The sequence below is a fragment of the Colwellia sp. SU-HH00943 genome, assembly GCF_057546125.1.
In genome coordinates this window covers 698,686-717,466 of the sequence record NZ_BAAJLW010000002.1, presented here as the reverse complement: position 1 = coordinate 717,466, position 18,781 = coordinate 698,686, and the positions used below count along the sequence as shown (strand labels likewise).

Genomic DNA, 18,781 nt, shown 5'->3' with positions numbered 1-18,781 from the left:
AGAGCATTATGAAAAATTTAATAAAAAACAATTTGCGTAAACGCCTGTGTATTGCTCTTTCTATTTTGGCAACAGTAATTACATCTCAAGCAATGTCTAGTGACAAAGAAATTGCTACCTTACGTAGCCATGTAGCTATAGATGAGCAGAAAGAACCTGCGGCAATTCCTCGAGTTGTAAATAAAGACGTTAAGAAAGCTAGAAACTACCCTATGCAACCACCTGTTATTCCTCATAAAACACGTGGTTATGAAGTGAATAAATACAACAATAAGTGTATGGCATGTCACTCTAGGCAATTAACTGAAGAGTCACAGGCTCCTATGATTAGTGTCACTCATTACATGAATCGTGAAGGTAATTTTTTAGCTGAAATTTCACCTAGACGTTATTTTTGTAATCAATGCCATGTCACTCAAAAAGATGCTAAACCACTTGTTGAAAACAACTTTGTCGATATGCACCAATTAATGATGCAGTCTTCAAAAGCAACGAAAGACTAGGAGTGGTTATGAAAAACATCATTATCACTGGTTGGAATACATTAAGAAAACCGAGTGCATACTATAGCTTAGGCTTCTTAGTGGTAGGTGGCTTTGTTGCTGGTATTATTTTCTGGGGTGGCTTTAACACAGCGTTAGAAGTAACCAACACTGAAGAGTTTTGTATCTCTTGTCATGAGATGGAAGATAATGTCTATGAAGAATTAAAAACCACCATCCACTTTTCTAACCGTTCAGGGGTACGTGCAACCTGCCCTGATTGTCATGTTCCTCACAAATGGACAGACAAAATAGCGAGAAAAACCCAAGCTTCGAAAGAAGTATGGGGGAAAATCTTTGGTACCATTGATACGCGTGAGAAGTTCGTTGCTCACCGTCGTCAACTTGCTGAAAACGAATGGGTACGTTTAAAAGCTAATGACTCTCTGGAATGTCGTAATTGCCATAACTTTGACTATATGGACTTTACAGAGCAAAGTGAACGAGCTTCAACTCAACACTCTGGAGCCCTAGCTAACGGTGAAAAAACCTGTATTGACTGCCATAAAGGTATTGCTCATCAACTTCCTGATATGAAAGGTGTTGAAGGCTGGTAAAGTACAAATACCATTTCACGAAAAAGCCTAATTATTGATTTAGTTAGGCTTTTTTATTTTTTAAACTACCGTTTTCAATCATAAAAATAAGCAAACATGCAGCTAAAGCGCGGGAGAAGTATTGTTCAATTGAAAGTTCGTTTTGAATATATTGAGCGATACAGTCAAGCAAAGCAAAACCAATGTGCTCTTCTTGCGTTTCATCTAACAGTATTATTTTTAGAGTAATACACTCTTGATATTCATCAATTAACGCTTGAAAGTATTCCGCTTGACCATGAAGCCAATCTTTAGGGTAAACTTCTCGGCTTTGCCAATAATCTTCATGAAGCATAATTCTATCGGAAAGGGTGTAAGCAAAATTCCTAAAGTAAATAGCTTTAATGGAACGTTCTTCGCCGTTAATGCTATACGCTGTTTTTGCTTTGTATCTGCCAGCCATAAAAATTGACAAAAATTCTTCGCGTGTAAAATAATTAGTAAATTGCTTTTCTTGAATAAGCATGAATTCAATACCGCTTTAATACTAAGTAAAGTAAGTAATTAATAAACCTATAATTTGCTTATTATTGTCATATAAAATTAAACATATCAATAATGGTTTTTCAAAGCTTAACTACAGAGCAGAATTAATGTGCCAACCTCATTTATAGTTAATCAGTTAAACAATAGTAAAGTCACCTCTTAGAATGACACCTAAAACGGATGTAAAAATTATCGAGTGTTTTATTAAGTCAGCTCATACCCTCCTCTTTTAAGCGATAAAAATGATTTACCATCAGTAAAAATCTTACAAGAAAGTGATTTTTATAAACTCAACTATACTCATCAATCCTGTTGAAGTTTTATATTCAGGGCTCCTATAACCAAGAAAGGATTATTTTATGAAATCAACGATATTAATTTTGGTGCTCAGTTTTATCAGTATGCTAATTAATGTTAGCTATGCCGATGAATCTAAGAAAACCAAAATAAAGCGAGCTATGTCAGCCGCGCCAACTGCAATTAGCGAAAACGCTTTGATATTAGATGCCGATGGTAGTGTCTTAAAGCAAGGTAATAATGGCTGGACTTGTTTACCTGACACACTACCTAATGATAAAAACCCTATATGCAACGATGCAACTTGGATGAAGTTACTACAAGCCTTAGGCTCAAAGTCGCCTTTTACCCCAGATAAAATTGGCATTTCATACATGCTAAAAGGTGATTATGGCGCAGGAGTGAGTAACTCCGATCCCTATCATAATAATCATAAAGATGCGAAAGACTATGTTGAAACAGGTCCTCATTTAATGATTATTGTGCCAAAAGAAATGCTTAAAGGCTTATCAACCGACCCTTCATCTGGAGGTCCTTATGTTATGTGGGCTGATACCCCCTATGCCCATATAATGCTGCCCATTGATGATAGCAAGCCCGTTATGCATGGACATAAACATTAATGCTTAATCATTCTATTAAGAAAACTAATATAATTTAAATTACTGCGCTGACCATACCGCGCAGTAATTTATTTTTCACGCCTCATGTTAGCGACATAGACAACTAACCTCCTCCAAAATAATGAAATTAAATAGCTCATTTGAAAATGTTTTATAAATTTCAAATGCTATTGAAACAGCATATTTTTAATATTTACTGACTCATAATTGATATGTTTACTATTTTTTTCATGCTTCAATGATTGGCGAATTAAAATTCAGCTCAATTCTTATACCTAGCTATTGGCTATTCCACTCATTATAAAAATAATAAGGCCACTTCAATGACTTTAGACACGCTCGATTTTACGGTTTTCATTGCATACGTTATAGGCTTACTTTGTATAGCTTTATGGATCTCACGCAATGATCATCAAGGAGATCGTAATACAGAAGATTATTTTCTCGCCGGTAAATCACTTCCATGGTGGGCAATAGGTGCATCATTAATTGCAGCCAACATTTCTGCAGAACAAATTATAGGTATGTCGGGCTCAGGCTATGCCATTGGGCTTGCTATAGCGTCATACGAATGGATGGCAGCAATCACCTTAATATTGGTGGGTAAATATTTACTGCCGATTTTTTTAGAAAATAAAATTTTCACCATGCCACAATATTTAGAACAACGATTTGATGGTCGAGTTAAAACAATATTGGCACTATTTTGGTTAACCGTTTTTATCTTTGTAAATTTAACTTCTGTTTTATGGTTAGGTGGCTTAGCAATTCAAACTGTTGCAGGTGTCGATTGGATGTTCGGTATGATCTTTCTCGCCGTATTTTCAATAGCATACTCTCTCTACGGTGGCTTAAAAGCAGTCGCTTTCACTGATATAATTCAAGTAGTTCTACTTGTTTTTGGTGGTTTATTTTTAAGTTATCTTGCCTTAGTTAAAGTCTCGGATGGAGAAGGATTTCTAGCTGGTTTTTCTATACTGACACAACAAGCGCCTGAACATTTTGATATGATTCTTAGTTCAGATAGCCCTAATTATATGAGTTTACCGGGCATCTCTGTTCTTATTGGTGGTTTATGGGTAATGAATATAGGCTATTGGGGATTTAATCAATACATAATTCAACGAGCATTAGCCGCTAAAAACATTCAAGAAGCACAAAAAGGTATTGCCTTTGCTGCTTATTTAAAACTATTAATGCCATTTATTGTTGTACTCCCGGGTATTGCTGCTATTGTGCTTTTTCCTGCGTTAACACAGCCAGATCAAGCTTATCCATCTATGATGGGCTTAATGCCAACAGGTATAAAAGGCTTGGTTTTTGCCGCTTTAGTCGCTGCGATTGTCTCTTCTTTAGCGTCTATGACCAATAGTATTTCTACCATATTCACAATGGATATTTATCAACATATACGCCCGAATAAGAGCCAACGTCATTATGTACATATTGGCCGTATTACTACACTTATAGCCTTGTCTTTAGCTTTAATTACTGCAGAGCCGTTATTAGGTAAGTTTGATCAGGCTTTCCAATATATTCAAGAATTTACTGGTCTATTCTCCCCTGGAATTACCGCAATATTCATCATGGGTATGTTTTACAAAAGAACAACTTCGTCTGGTGCATTAGCGGCAGCCATTGGCTCTGCGGTATTTTCTATCGCCTTTAAATTCCTGTGGCCTGAATTACCATTTATGGATCGCATAGGTATCGTCTTTATTCTCTGCATTATGCTTTCGTTACTGGTATCTTTACAAGATAAGCCAAGTGACCATGATACGTCTGTCAGTATAGATAATATTAACTTTACTACTGAAAAGTCATTCAATATCGCCGCATTAGGTTGCGTCATTATTTTAGTCATAATTTACGCAACATGGTGGTAATGAGTTAAAGCCTAAAGCCGAGTTACCTTGATACTCGGCTTTTTAGTTTTATGAATTTAAGTAATTAATTCAAATAGCTTTAAATTATCAGCATTGGCCGATTCAATTATTGCGCAAAGTATGACACAGGCGTTTTTGCCTGTTGATGCGACTAAAGCAAACAAAATCACTATCTTTATTCGTGAATTGTTGGGGGGGAATGTATTTCACCTATCTATTGTAAGAAGATAGTCTACTATTAGTAATAAATAAAAATAGTAATGGTTGCATTGGTGAAGTTAATACTTTTTATCGCATTTAATACTTTCTTGATATCAGGCTTTGTATCGGCTCAAGAATTAACCTTTGATGTTTCAAGTTTTCGATTTAATTATCAACCAACTAGTAATAGCGAAATTACTCAGGTAAAGGACTTAAGTGAATTACCTAAAAAATTCACTCAGCAATTAACTAAAGCTAAAATAGAAAAAAACTACTTTGATCTGCTTTATGCTTATATAAGCAATCACCGTAAAAATGCTCAACAAGTTATCATAAATAACAATACAACAAAGTTTATTAATAAAATAACCTTAGAAAGTAACAAAGATAACTTAGTTATCAATGCTTTCGCTCCAATTCGTTCAATCGATGTAGTTAACTATTCACTACCAGCTTATTATTTCTTATCGATGCAACCGTTTAACAACTCAGATAAAGGCTCATTATTTAAATATATTATTTCTACCAATACTTTAAATGATGTCTGCCAATCATTAGAGTCATGCCAGTTAGTTGTTGTTGATATGAGTGCTCAAAAGCACTTTTATACATTTAGCTCAAAAGCAAATATAGAGTCGAAGGCTAAAACAAATATCCAGGCTGGAATTGGTTTTTATGGTTTACCTTGTACAGAAACAGCAATTATTGATGATTGTCGTTCTTTAAATAGTCAATCATTAAGTGCTTTAGTGACTAAGTCCAATTTCAAGATCATCGATGTTTCCAATCAACAATTAACTTTTAATGAAAAAATTCTTTGCGAGTCAGGCGTACTAAATAATTGTGAAAACGGTATTGCAAGTGTTAGTAGTAAAAGCTCATTAGAGTGGCAAGTAATGGAGAATCAATTGGTTATTCAATTACAGAAAATAACCAAAGTTCAACGTTTTTATCAAGCAGAAGTGTTGATTGCATGGGTCAATCCAATGATGAAGGAAACTCGCCAAACTACTGCTATCTTTATTAAAGATAAAAATAAACAAAAACTGATTAAGCGATTAGCACAAAAAGTCGCCACCATTTCAAGTGTGATGATATCTTCACCAAGATAGAAATAACGGAGTTTAAAAGATGAAAAAAACAATAAACTTTTTGGTGAGTATATTATTTGTTATTTTGCTCTCAAGCTGTCAGTCATCAAGTCCAATTAATTCTCAAAAAGTAGATACTAATACCGAACCAAGTTGTAATAAAGGCAGCCAACAATGCTGTGGTAAAACTCGTGGTACCTTTTTGGGTGACTGGTTTGATTATTATGAGCGTGGTTTATCATACGCTGATTGCTTAATGTGGTCAGAAGCTTATAAAGATTTATCAATAGCAGTGCAAAAACGTAGTAAAGATAAAAGGCGTGTTTACACCTTGGGCATGCACTTTATCACCAATTATTTCCCAAACCGTGAATTGGGGATAGTGTTATACAATCAAAGTAAATATCAACAAGCTCAGCAGTACTTAGAAACTTCACTCAAACAATTTCCATCAACAAAAGCTGAGAAATATTTAAATAAAACGCGCACTAAATTGCAAAGTGTTATTGATCAAGAAAAATCATCCCCGAGCATTTTGCTAAAATCTAAAACCTCATGGACAAATAAACTAGGGAGAGCTATTTCAGTCGATATTTCTGACGACACCTTTATCGATAAAGTGTGGATTGATGAGCAGCCTTACATTTGGCAAGAAACAGTTGTTATTGATAAAATTCCCGTCAGCCTGCAACGAGCAACCTCTTCAATTACTATCAATAAAATAATTAATACTAATAAACCTGAAATAACGATAAAAGCACAAGATATTTTTGGCAATATTACAGTTGAAAAAATAGCGAATCCGGTTGATGTCCTTCCGCCTAAAATATCTGTCACTCGTATTGAAGAAAATGAATTTGGTGAAATAGAAATAGAGGGCATTATCAATGATCCTCATTCAGGCATTCAATGGTTTAATGTCGGCGAAAGAAATATTACCGCCTTAGGTCAAAATAGCATTGAGTTCACTTTTATTGCTCAAGGAGATTCCTTTAATATTTCTGTACAAGACATTGCTGGCAATCGTTTAAGTATTGAGCGTGACATTACTTATACCAAACCTTTACTGATTGATGTCCAGTCGGCTGATATTATCAGCACTCAAGAAAGTAGCTGGATTTTATCTGCTTGGATAGAAAGTTCAGCTAATATCACCTCTTATTCTGTTAATAATAAATCATATCACGCTGCTGGAACGCGCCTATATATTAACCATGCACTTGATTTAAACGAAGGTCTAAATAATATTACCATTCAAGCGCAAGACGAATCTGGCAATAACATCAGTCAAACTTTAAGAGTCACACGTACTGTACCTCATTACTTAGCTGAAAAAGAGCGTTTATTAATGGCACTATTTCCTTTTGCTTGTGATCAAAATACTGGCGTAAATTGTGAAAAATCACAACAGTCTTACCAAAAAATGGATGAAAAAGTCAGAGCACGTAAACGTTTCCAACTTGTTGAACGGGCGACATTATCGGAACAACTTGATTCATTAAAAATATGCGAATTAATGGTTACTGATAAATGTGCATGGCAAGCAGCACAATTAGTAAAAACCCAAAGTATGTTTGTGGGAGAAATGATTGTTAGACAATCACCGAAAAGTAATAGTGAAGAAGTCTATGCCCGTATTATCGATGCTGATAGCGGCAGTATACTGGTATCATTTGATGCTTATATCGAAGGTGATAAATTAGCTAAGCACCAGCAAAACCAAGAAACTAGCCGTGAATCAATTAATAATCAACTATACATGAAGCTCCACGATCGCTTCCCACTACTTAGCACAGACATGCTGGAAATAGATGGTAATGAAATAAAAGCGGATTTTGGCGATAACTTTCGATTGTGGAAGAATATGCCAGTAAAACTATTTAGTGATGATAAAGCCTGTGCGCAAGGAGTAATTTTATTACAAAATGAAAAACAAAGCGGTAAAACACAGGTAGAGCTTCATTCAAATTGTAAAAATCAAGGAAATAAACGGCTAGTGACATTGTAGAAAATTAAGTGAGTTTCATATTTGTAAAGTCTCTTTCCTTGAACTAGCTTTAGGTATTAAGAAAAATAATTATTTTAAAGGACTTTACATGACTTTTGTCGTTCGAAAACTAACACTTAAGGGCTATGCTACTCTTATAGCATTAACTAGCTTAAATGGTTACGCAATAGAGAACATTAATATTCCCTCATCATTTAACCCTGTTGGTTCGGGTGCTAGAGCTTTAGGTATGGGAGGGGCATTTATTGCAATGGCCGATGATGCAACTGCTGCATCATGGAATCCAAGTGCATTGATTCAATTACGTAAACCTGAACTGGCACTAGTCTACTCATCAACTCAGTTATCAGAAGATTTATCGTTTGGCACTCACCCAGAATCTGATGGAAAAAATACTACCAATAGCAATGAAATAAACTATTTTGCAGCTAGCTACCCTTGCGGGGAAGATGTTTGTGGAAAAAATATGATCTTCTCGATTAACTATCAACGATTGTATGACTTATCTCGAGAGTGGAATTTATATTTTGAAGAACAAGAGACAGTAGACGAGTATTTATTTAAACAACAGGGTTCTCTTTCTGCAATTGGTTTTGCCTATGCAATTCAAATTAATGAAGGGCTTTCTTTTGGTATTACGGTTAATTCTTGGCAAGATAATAGTTGGGATAGAACCAACGACTCTCAAGAAAGTGGTAATTTAGGTGGCCAGCCTTTTATTAGTAATACTTTACTAAAAGAAGAATTTAGTTTTTCAGGAACTAATTATAATTTAGGGGCCCTATGGCAAATATTCCAACAAGATGAACAAAAACTGACTATGGGATTGGTGTACAAATCATCTTTTGATGCAGATGTTGATAAAACACTTAACTTTTCAATTATACAGGGAAATCCTGATAACCCTGACAGTATTAATGAACAAAAAATTGGGCCGATTAATTCGAGTGAAACCTTAACAATGCCATCTTCTTATGGAATTGGTTTTGCTTACCAATTATCGGATAGTTTTACCCTTTCTGCAGATTTATATCGAACCATGTGGAGCGATTTTGTTTTCACTGATGAAGATGGAATGCAAGTTTCACCAATTAGTGGTCTGCCAATTGAAGACATCAATATCGAAGATACAACACAAATTAGGCTAGGTGGTGAATATCGAATTATCAGCCAACAGATGGGAGATAATTATATTATCCCACTAAGGGCTGGAGTATTTTTAGATCCCGCAGCCGCTGACGGTGCTTCGGAAGATATTTATGGTTTATCTTTTGGTGGAGGTATCACCTTTGATTCTTGGGTATTTGACTTGGCCTATCAATACCGTTGGGGCAATGATATTGGCAAAACAGCGTTACCAGCGTTTGATTTTTCACAAAATATGGAAGAGCACCAACTATATGGTTCCATTTTTTATCGTTTTTAATCCATGTTTTATTTAGTTTAGTTAATATTGTTATCTTACTAGCCATTAGAAGTATTTTTTCTAATTGATCAGTAAAGAATGTATCTAAACCTTATCGTTTATAAGGGATACAGTATGTTGTTTGCTCATATTCAAAAAGTCTATCGTTTTTTTGCTTTGTTAATCAGACGAAAGTTATGTTTACTATTACTTGTACTGTTGCCATCTTTTGCTGTTTATTCATTTAATGATTTTGCTCAAGTTTCGACTAGCAGTTCGCATACTTTGGCATTGAAGTCAGACGGCAGTTTATGGGCTTGGGGAAGTAATTATTACGGTCAGTTAGGTGATGGTAGTCAAACTGATTCATCTACACCTAAACAAATTGGGCTTGCTAGTTGGAAGTATATCTCTGCTGGGAATAGTTTTTCTTTAGCAATAAAAGATGATGGTAGCTTATGGGGCTGGGGATATAATAGTTCAGGGCAATTAGGCTTAGGACATGAAAATAATCAAAATGCGCCAGTACAAATAGGTAGTGCTACTTGGAAGTTAGTTTCTGCTGGAAGTAATCACACCTTAGCTCTACAAGATAATGGTACTTTGTGGGCTTGGGGAGGAGGCTTTTCTGGTCAATTAGGGCTTGGCGATGAGCTTAATCGAAATATTCCTACTCAAGTAGGTATTGATACTTGGAATACAGTCTCTTCAGGCAGTTCATTTTCCTTAGGGATAAAATCAGACTCAAGTTTATGGTCGTGGGGCTATAACGGCTCTGGTCAACTTGGCGATAATAGTTACGTTAAATCTATTTCTCCTAAAAGTATTGGTAATAATTGGCTCACTGTATATGCAGCGAGCTCACATGCCTTTGCTATTAAAAATGATAACACTCTATGGTCCTGGGGAAGTAATGGTAATGGGCAATTAGGTAGAGGTGGCTCCAGTACTGTTATTACCCAGGTAGGTACTGATACATGGCGATCGATCACTGGCGGTTTTTCCCATTCTGTTGCTATAAAATCTGATCTGACCCTTTGGACATGGGGCGGATATTACTCTGAAGCTTTAGGGTATCTAGCAACTGAAGATCAATTCTCCCCAAAACAAGTTGGTTCTGATAAGTGGTTACAAATATCGGCAAGTTCAGATCATGCTGTTGCGATAAGTTCTAATGGAGAATTGTTTGGTTGGGGAAATAACTCATCAGGTCAATTAGCTAACATTGTTCAAGATGAAACAAAATCTCCAAAGTATATTATGACTTTAGTTAGTGATACCTTCCCTAATGCAAACCAGTCTTTTGAATCGAACTATTTATCAATGCTATGGCAAGCACCTGATCTAGAAAACAAAACATGGACTATTATTGACTCATTATCATCAGATGGCATAAATAGCCTTAAAGCAGAAAGCATTACCCATAACGAAATTGCCGAAATTACTTATAGCAACAACTTTGAAGCTGGCGCTATTGATTTTGATATTAAAGTTGATAGTGAAACTAATTATGATTTTGTTCGTTTTTATATTGATGATGAGCTTATTTTTGAACTTTCTGGTAATCATGACTGGCAAAAAGCGAGCGCTTTAATCTCAACCGATATTTGTATTGCCCAAGGTTTACACGAAATTAAGTGGCAATATAGTAAAGATGGCTCTGCTTCATCAGGGGCTGATTCCGCTTGGGTAGACGCACTGACTTTTAGTAATACACCGATTAATTGCCCGCCATTTTTAACCGTGCCTGCAGCAGCAACATTTTTAACTCAAGATGTTAATGGAATTTCTAGAGAAGATAGTAGAGTTACTGATTTTATAGCTGCAGCGACTGGTTTTGATTTACAAGACCAAACATTAACTGTCGTCAACTCAGTTTTACCTGAACTATTACCCATAGGGGTAACTAATGTAACTTTTTCTGTCACAGACAGTGATAACAATACGGTAAATAAAAGTGTTGATATAACGGTTGTTGAGATGAAAGTGGCACCTATCTTTGATTATAGTTACATAACCAATAAAGCTAATGATTACCCTAACACAAACGCTAAAATAGATATTACCGCTACCAGCAATGATAACGGTGCTACTAGCGAGTGTTTAAGTTACCAAGGATTGACTGCATTCGGAGATGGTCGCTCTTATAACTTGACTGTCTCATGTCATTATATAGTTACATTATACTCTTCAACTGATAGTGAATACTTTACTAATAGCGAGGAAACATTCTCACCTATCGAAGAATTTGGCTATTATGAAATAAATGGTATTTTAGATCTAAACTTAGCGACAGTTGACGTCAATATTACCATCACAAACTCTTTTGATTCAGATGGTAATGGCAGTGAAGATAAAAATATTGATGGTGAGCCAAGAGTTGATATTTTAAGTACCTCGCAAAGCAACATAGATGGTGAAACCTGTCTTGAATACCAAGGCGTTGCTACAGATAATCAAACCTACTATTTAACCCCTCTTTGTGAATACAACTTAGAAGCTTATGCCGTTGGTAGCCAAAGCCATTTATTTAATACGGTATCAGATTCATTTTATGTCTCTAGTAGTAGTAATTCATTTATATTCGAAGGTAATGTAGGCATTCAACTGGTTGATTTTTCAGCCTATATACAAGAATTAGTTGACCTAAATAGTTTATCATATGCTAGTGTAGCCGGCGCTTCATTTAATGTAGTTGATGATAAAGGTGACTTTAACTTAACTTTCTTTTCTCAAAATGGTGGCATAGATTTTAAAACGGTTAGAGCAAATAAATATTTTCTAACAGTAACCTATGATAACTATCAAAGTATCACGGGAGAATTTACTGCACAATCAGCAGATTTCATTGATCTTGGTACTTATAGTTTTATCCCTAATTTTACTCCTGACTTTAATGAAAACGGTAAGCCACAAGCTAGCACAACTACAGCTGAAGATGACTTATATTCCTTTACTTTGTCAGCAAGCGACTCTAATAACCTTGCTGAATTTCAAAATGATGATCAAAATAATATTAGTGAGCCTAATACGTTAACCTTTAGTAAAATTTCTGGGCCTACTTGGTTAACTATTGGAGGAGAAAATAGTGACACATTAATAGGAACACCCGGTCAATTGGATGTTTCAGCAACTCCACAGCAAGTTGAAATAGAAGTATCAGATGGGATAGATTCAACCTTATACCAATTCTCTATTACCGTATTTAATGTCAATGATGCGCCAACAATAAGCTTTGGTGCTGGCGCTCAAGTTAGTGTTAATTTTGGAAGTTTATACAGTTTTACACCACAAGTGTTAGATAGTGATGGCGATGGTTTAGTATTTTCTATTTCTAATTTACCTTCATGGTTAAGCTTTAATACTAGCTCTGGTACATTATCTGGAACTCCAGTCGAGGCAGACATCGGAGTTTATTCTAACATTGTTATTTCTGTAACAGATGGTATTGAAACAGCGAGTCTTGATAGCTTCTCAATTGAAGTAAAACCACAAAACTTAGCCCCAGTGAGTGAAAATATAACGGTTGAAGTGGCGGAAGATAGCGAGGTGTTGATTTCTTTCATTGCATCAGATGCAGATGGAGACAGCCTAAGTTATTCCATTGTCGGCAATACAAGCAATGGACAACTAATCGCTTTGAACAATAATCAAGTAACGTATAAACCAGCGGAAAACTTTTCAGGTCAAGATAGCTTCAGTTATAAGACTAGCGATGGCTCGTTAAGCTCTAATACTGCGACTGTTACCATCACTGTTACTTCACAAAATGATGCCCCCAATGTAACTAGTAGCCCTTCACTGACTGCCATCGAAGGTAGTGTCTATAGTTACACACTAACAGCTAATGATATTGACGGTGATAGCTTAACGATCAGTGCTCCTCTTTTACCCAGTTGGCTAAGTTTCAATGATAACGTTTTATCTGGAACACCACGTGACGAAGATGTTGGTACTCATCAAGTACGTATGGCCGTCAGTGATGGGGTGGAAAGTGTTAACCAAGATTTTACAATTACGGTTGCAGATAATGGAATTGAGGGACTTTCAATTGAAGCTCCAAATGATATAACAGTAGAAGCAACAGGTGTTACTACACAGGTTGAATTAGGTTTACCAATTATTTTAGATGATAAAGATGTCAACCTAACTGCTTCATCAGATAATGTAGGGCCTTACGAGTTAGGTGAACATATTATTACTTGGTCTGTGACAGATAGTGATAATAATACTGAAAGTGCAGTACAACGAGTTACAGTTGTTGATACTACCGCACCAGATTTAGGTCAGCCAGATGAAGAAGTCATTAACTCTACTGGTTATTACAGTGATATAACGCATCTAGTTAGCTTAACTGCTTTTGATTTAGTTGATGGAAACCTTTTAGCAAATATAGTTGGAGAAACACGTTTGTTACCAGGGCGACACAATATAGTTTGGCAAGCAAGAGATAATCAAAATAACTCTGAGGAAGTAATACAATCACTAGTTATACTCCCCCAAGTGAGTGTTGCACCTGAGTACCTTGCTGAACCAGGTTCTATTATTACTATTCCAGTCACACTTAATGCAAAAGCTGCTGACTACCCTGTTACAATTCAAGTTGATGTGATTGGAATAAATACTGCTGGTATTGCTTTTGAATTACCAAATCAGGATGTAGTGATTAACTCAGGACAACAAGGCAGTATTGTTCTCAACTTAAATGATGTTCAAGTTAATGAAACCGTTGAGTTAACCTTAAACAGCGCTACAAATGCTGCTCTTGATGGCAATACTAATAGTATAGTGACTTTAACGAGTAATAATTTTGCACCTAAGCTCGAGATAAGTACCATTCAAGAAAGTGAGACACGAATTCAGGTGTTTAAAGATCAGGGTTTAGTTTCTATTGTTGCACACGTGCATGACATTAATAGTAGCGATACCCATAGCATTTCTTGGACAAGTGACACTATTGATTTAAGTGGAATTGAAGGCGACTTTTCATTAGACCCTACACTGTTAACTACAGGAAGACATACTCTAACAGCAACGGTGACAGAAACTAATACCAATGCAGCTCACAGTAACACTATCAGTGCTGATTTACATGTAATGGATATAACTCCTGTACTAGCTAGTAATGAAGATAGCGATGGAGACGGTATTAGTGATAGTGATGAAGGGTTCGGAGATAGTGATGGTGATGGTATCGCTGACTTTATGGATGATAACAGTGATAATAGTCAGTTACCCATCAGAGACGGAAATGCTCCTATGCAAACATCGCCAGGACTTTCCTTATCGCTTGGCTCTGTCATACGACAAAATATTGATAGCGCAGGTGCGGGTATACCGTTAGAAGACTTTGCAACATTAGTAAGTAACGATAATGCACAAATTACAAACACTGTTGTAATGCCAGTAATTGATTTTGTTATAAGTGGCCTACCTAGTGTAGGTAGTGCTGCAACTGTGGTGATTCCACTACCAAATAATATTACTTTACCGGCTAATGCCCAATACTTGAAATATAATGAAATAAATGGCTGGTCAGCTTTTGTCAACCTTGATGGTAATACACTTAAATCAGCTCCGCTTACTGAATTAGGTCAATGTCCTGAAATAGGCGCTAGTACATATCAAATAGGACTTATTGAGGGAGGTGCTTGTCTAGAATTAACATTAGTTGATGGTGGTTTATATGATGACGACGGTGAAATTAATGGACAAATTTCTGACCCTGCAATTATCAGTGTAAACCTTGAACCTACAGCGAGTATTACTGCACCACTTACGATGTTTGAAGAAGATACATTGCAAATTACCGTAACAGCACAAGACCCAGAAAGTGCACCATTGACATACCTTTGGTCACAGATAAATGGCACGAGTGTCACGTTAATTAATGAAGATGAAAATACGTTAACAATAAACTCTCCTAACATTACACAAAACGAGGAAATTACCTTGCAAGTTATCGTCAGTGATGGGGAAAATGAAATTACCGAAAACCATACCATGACGATTAATTGGGTACCACAAGCATTAGTGGCTCAAATCAATGCAAGTAGCACCTCTGTTGATGAAGGTACCTCAGTAACTCTTGATGGTGGCAACTCAAGTGATCCTGACGGTCATACTTTGAGTTATCATTGGTCACAAGTAAGTGGCCCAACTGTTAGTATTTCTAATGCGACATCCATTAACGCAAGTTTTACCGCGCCACAGGTAAATAGTAACTCATCGGTTACTATCAGACTAACCATTATGCAAGGAGATAGAGTCACCTCAACGGATGTTACTATTTCGGTAAATAATCTTGCTACATCGACTCCAACCTCTTCGTCGAGTTCAGGTGGTGGCGGTGGTGCTATTGGCTTATATTTGCTGCTGTTACTACTTGGGTTTTGGAGCTGGCGTATGAGGTTGATGAAATTTTATTAATCGCTTTACTATTTAAAACAGCCATTACAATTTAATATTGAAGCGAACATTGATAGTTCGCTTTTTAAAGGAAAAAATTTGAAAAGTATTTTACTACTATTTTTAGCAGTAGCACTTCCAATACAAGCAACTGCAACTATGTTAAGTGCTAGAGCCATTTCATCTAATGAACTCGATGCTAGAACCGAGGCATTAAGACAGTTATCAGAGTCGATTATAGTTAAAGTCCAAGCTGAAACATCAATTCGGAGTCAATTTAAAGATGAAAAAACAAGCCAAGAGTTTATCGATAATGTGCAAACATCATCGAATTTAACTTTACTTGGGGCTGAAGTCATTGTTATGAAAACCAAGCAAGGTTTTCAAGCAGAAGCACAGCTAGATACGGAGCAATCTTTTCATTTATATCTTACAAAAATTCAAGCGGACAGAGCATTAATTGAAACTAATTTCACAGCATTTGAACGGTTAACTCGAAAAATAGATAAGTATCAAAGTGCTCAAGCACTTATCACACAATTAAATCAACATATTGAAGACTATTTTATTGCTGCTGTTGTTGCCATTAAGCCTAAAAAAGGTGGAATTATAACGCCCCCTGAATGGATGAAGGACTTAGCCAATAAAAGCGCTTGGTTGATTGAGCTCAATAACTATATCGTGCAGATAAAGTCAGCACCTACAGATGATATACAGTTAGCCGCTTTGTTACTTACTAATAATATTACTCAAGAGCATGTATATACTTGTTCTATATTGCAAAAAAATGGCTCATGGCTGAATGAGCAACACCCGCTTCAAGGTGCGATAAATTTATCCTTGCTCAACCCTTCAAGAAGTAAAGAGAAGGCAAAGTTTTTTTTAGTCGGTCATTTTGATAATAGTAAAGAAGCGCCATATACAGTGAGTTATCAACTAGTTGATTTAAATGGTAATGTCATTCAACAAAGCAGTGCTAATATTCACCTAAATAAACCTGTATGGCAAAATCACAGTAAAAATACAGATAAAGTTTTACTCACCATTGACTATGAGCTTAAAGATAAAACGGGCAATATTTTACCTTCAGAGCTTACGACACATAGACAGTTATATGCACTAGCAGAAGAAATTTTATTGCACAATTCAGATAAAATCTTTGCGGATCCTTGTAAACCTGTCAGTCAGCTTAACTTAAGTGCATTAGATAAAGCTTATGGTGTAAGCAGTGTTTTGTTACTAAAAATATCTGCTGAGATAAGCACATTTGTACTGAGGCCCGATCCTAAAGAGCATGAGTTTGCCTTAGCAAAAGTTACAATGGAACAAACAAAAATCAGCGCTCCTGAGTACGTTGAAAATAAAGTAGCATTAGGGAAAAAGTTCCCAGTATTAGAGGTAAATTCTGCTTTGTTTGAAGCTATAGAGACAGCACTTAAAAAGTTATAGCTTGCACTTTTGATGAAATAAACTGATTAGTCTCATTTCGTATAAGAACGAACATAGAGTCACTTTGATACTCGTTTTTTTGCTTTAAAAGTATAAAAGGTTGCCCTTCCATTAAGTTATCCATAAAGGCAATTCTTGTATGACTATCTGAGCGATATTTTTAAGCTATTCGAATACTGTTTCAATAATAAACTGCTTAGATAGCATAGCTCTATTCCAGAATAATACATCTAGAAACACTATCAAGCATATCTAGAACAAGCTTCTTGTCATCGGCATTTCCTTCGGTTATTTTAACCGTCAGTAAACAGCCTTAATTATACATGGTCAAGTGAAGGTAAAAGCCATAAAACTAACCATTCCCCTCTTTCAGCCTTGGCTGTATCAGCAAACACTCGGTGTCAGAGAGTACGCATATTACTCCAATATGCCACATATAATGTATACCTTTAAGGTTTAAAGACTTTTAATCGTAGCGCTTCTAATCTACTCATTGCTCGTTCAACATTGGTATCATTTAAAAAATCGACAAATATTTGAGGAGTTTCACCCGAAAAAGCAATATTGGCGTTTCTGTCAAAAAATTGAATACCGCCAGGTGAGTTTTTAACTATTTCACTGGATTTCTGTACCAATAGATTTTTTGAAGGTTCGGTAGTCATAATCGCTGGTATGTGTTGTTGCACTTCAACGTAACCAACTTGAAATTTTTCAGAAGTAAAATAAGTAAGTAATGTGTGTAAATCTTTCGTCATTTTTGTGTAGCTAGGCACCACAAAAACTTCTACAGGCATCACGGTATAATCAGGTAAACCCGCATTTATTGTAGGAAAAGTTGCAATTCCAATATCATCAATATTTTTAAAGTGTACTTTTTCAGGTAAATTCGTCGCTAAAATCATTGCGCTATACCCTCTTAACATAGAAGGAAAAACATCCCATGTACTATGCCGTTCATGATTGTTGTTAAAACACTTTTTATCAACCAAAAGCTTAAAGTGCTCAAGTGTTGTTCGTACTCTTTTATCTAAAAATGAGATCTCGCCATTTAGTAGCTGTTGATAAAACTCCAAACCATGTAGTCGTAAGTTTAGATAATCAAACCAGCCATGAAGAATCCACTGAGAGTCTTTAGTGCCTAAGGCAAATAAGCTAATTTGTTGCTGATTTAATGCTGTGCAGGTTTCAATCACTTGCTGCCATGATTGCGGTACATCAATGTTCAATTTCTCAAATAATGATTTTCTATAATAAAGTGTATAAAGATTTGAAGAGACTGGTATCGCAAACAGTCGATCTTGATACTGAGCAGCTTCCATAATTGCTTTTGGAAACTTATTTAAGTTTGGGTTAGTTTTCCAAAAAGAGGATAGATCCTGAAGTAGTCCCTGTTTTGCATATTTACCTATTCGATAGCCACCTAACCACCAGATAATATCAGGTCCATCCCCATGTTTTAGCCATTCATCAAATTTCGTCGCATAAGAGTCAATACCACGCGTTGGCAACAAACGTATTTGAATACTAGGATTTTGTTGGCTAAAGTTTTTAAGTAATTGTTGGGTTTTTTCTCTATGCAAACCACCATCTGCATAGATAGATAAAGTGATAATGCTTTGCTCTTTTTCCGTATCCCCAAAGGTATAGTTAGGCAATATAAAATACACAATAAGTAATATTTTACTTATATATTGCGTATAAATTTTATATGCAGAAACTCTCAATATACAAACCGAAAAAATAAATTAGTAAAGTAAATATAATATATAAACCAGTAATTTACTAACAA

At 35.8% G+C, this 18,781-nt stretch carries 11 protein-coding genes and 1 pseudogene; 9 read left to right on the top strand and 3 right to left on the bottom strand.

Translation table 11 applies throughout. The annotated features are described in order from the left end of the window. The first annotated feature begins 8 nt into the window (after nt 1-8). Together AC27GZ_RS08290 and AC27GZ_RS08285 are read left to right on the top strand one after the other, a co-directional pair. Nucleotides 9-503, top strand: coding sequence for a nitrate reductase cytochrome c-type subunit (locus AC27GZ_RS08290; RefSeq protein WP_487094481.1), 495 nt, complete (start codon nt 9-11; stop codon nt 501-503). 8 nt (nt 504-511) lie between these two features. After that, nucleotides 512-1,099, top strand: coding sequence for a cytochrome c3 family protein (locus tag AC27GZ_RS08285; RefSeq protein ID WP_487094480.1), 588 nt, complete (start codon nt 512-514; stop codon nt 1,097-1,099). A 43-nt stretch (nt 1,100-1,142) separates the two neighbouring features. On the opposite strand, the gene AC27GZ_RS08280 is transcribed toward AC27GZ_RS08285, so the two are convergent. After that, complete coding sequence (locus tag AC27GZ_RS08280) at nt 1,143-1,604, bottom strand: hypothetical protein (protein ID WP_487094479.1); 462 nt, start codon at nt 1,602-1,604, stop codon at nt 1,143-1,145. Nucleotides 1,605-1,983: 379 nt separating this feature from the next. On the opposite strand from AC27GZ_RS08280, the gene AC27GZ_RS08275 reads away from it, so the two are divergent. The 7 genes from AC27GZ_RS08275 (at nt 1,984) to AC27GZ_RS08245 (ending at nt 16,992) form a co-directional block, all read left to right on the top strand. Beyond that, nucleotides 1,984-2,544: a hypothetical protein gene (locus AC27GZ_RS08275; RefSeq protein ID WP_487094478.1), complete on the top strand. Its 561-nt coding sequence runs from the start codon at nt 1,984-1,986 to the stop codon at nt 2,542-2,544. A gap of 323 nt (nt 2,545-2,867) precedes the next feature. Next, nucleotides 2,868-4,430, top strand: coding sequence for a sodium/sugar symporter (locus AC27GZ_RS08270; RefSeq protein ID WP_487094477.1), 1,563 nt, complete (start codon nt 2,868-2,870; stop codon nt 4,428-4,430). Between the two features lie 272 nt (nt 4,431-4,702). Next, nucleotides 4,703-5,743 carry a hypothetical protein gene (locus tag AC27GZ_RS08265; protein ID WP_487094476.1) on the top strand — a complete coding sequence of 347 codons (1,041 nt, stop codon included), beginning with the start codon at nt 4,703-4,705 and terminating at the stop codon, nt 5,741-5,743. A 19-nt stretch (nt 5,744-5,762) separates the two neighbouring features. Continuing rightward, on the top strand, nt 5,763-7,730 hold the full coding sequence (locus AC27GZ_RS08260) for a hypothetical protein (RefSeq protein WP_487094475.1): 1,968 nt from the start codon (nt 5,763-5,765) through the stop codon (nt 7,728-7,730). 88 nt (nt 7,731-7,818) lie between these two features. Beyond that, complete coding sequence (locus tag AC27GZ_RS08255) at nt 7,819-9,156, top strand: OmpP1/FadL family transporter (RefSeq protein ID WP_487094474.1); 1,338 nt, start codon at nt 7,819-7,821, stop codon at nt 9,154-9,156. Between the two features lie 114 nt (nt 9,157-9,270). Continuing rightward, nucleotides 9,271-15,564, top strand: a complete 6,294-nt coding sequence (locus tag AC27GZ_RS08250) for an RCC1 domain-containing protein (protein WP_487094473.1) — start codon at nt 9,271-9,273, stop codon at nt 15,562-15,564. Between the two features lie 78 nt (nt 15,565-15,642). Beyond that, complete coding sequence (locus AC27GZ_RS08245; protein ID WP_487094472.1) at nt 15,643-16,992, top strand: hypothetical protein; 1,350 nt, start codon at nt 15,643-15,645, stop codon at nt 16,990-16,992. Between the two features lie 59 nt (nt 16,993-17,051). Here the strand turns inward: AC27GZ_RS08245 and AC27GZ_RS08240 are convergent. Together AC27GZ_RS08240 and AC27GZ_RS08235 are read right to left on the bottom strand one after the other, a co-directional pair. Continuing rightward, a pseudogene (locus AC27GZ_RS08240) lies at nt 17,052-17,393 on the bottom strand (transposase); the annotation flags it as partial. A 48-nt stretch (nt 17,394-17,441) separates the two neighbouring features. Further along, the gene (locus AC27GZ_RS08235; RefSeq protein ID WP_487094471.1) at nt 17,442-18,647 is read right to left on the bottom strand and encodes an ABC transporter substrate-binding protein; all 1,206 of its coding nucleotides are present in this window, start codon (nt 18,645-18,647) and stop codon (nt 17,442-17,444) included. Between the last annotated feature and the right edge of the window lie 134 nt (nt 18,648-18,781).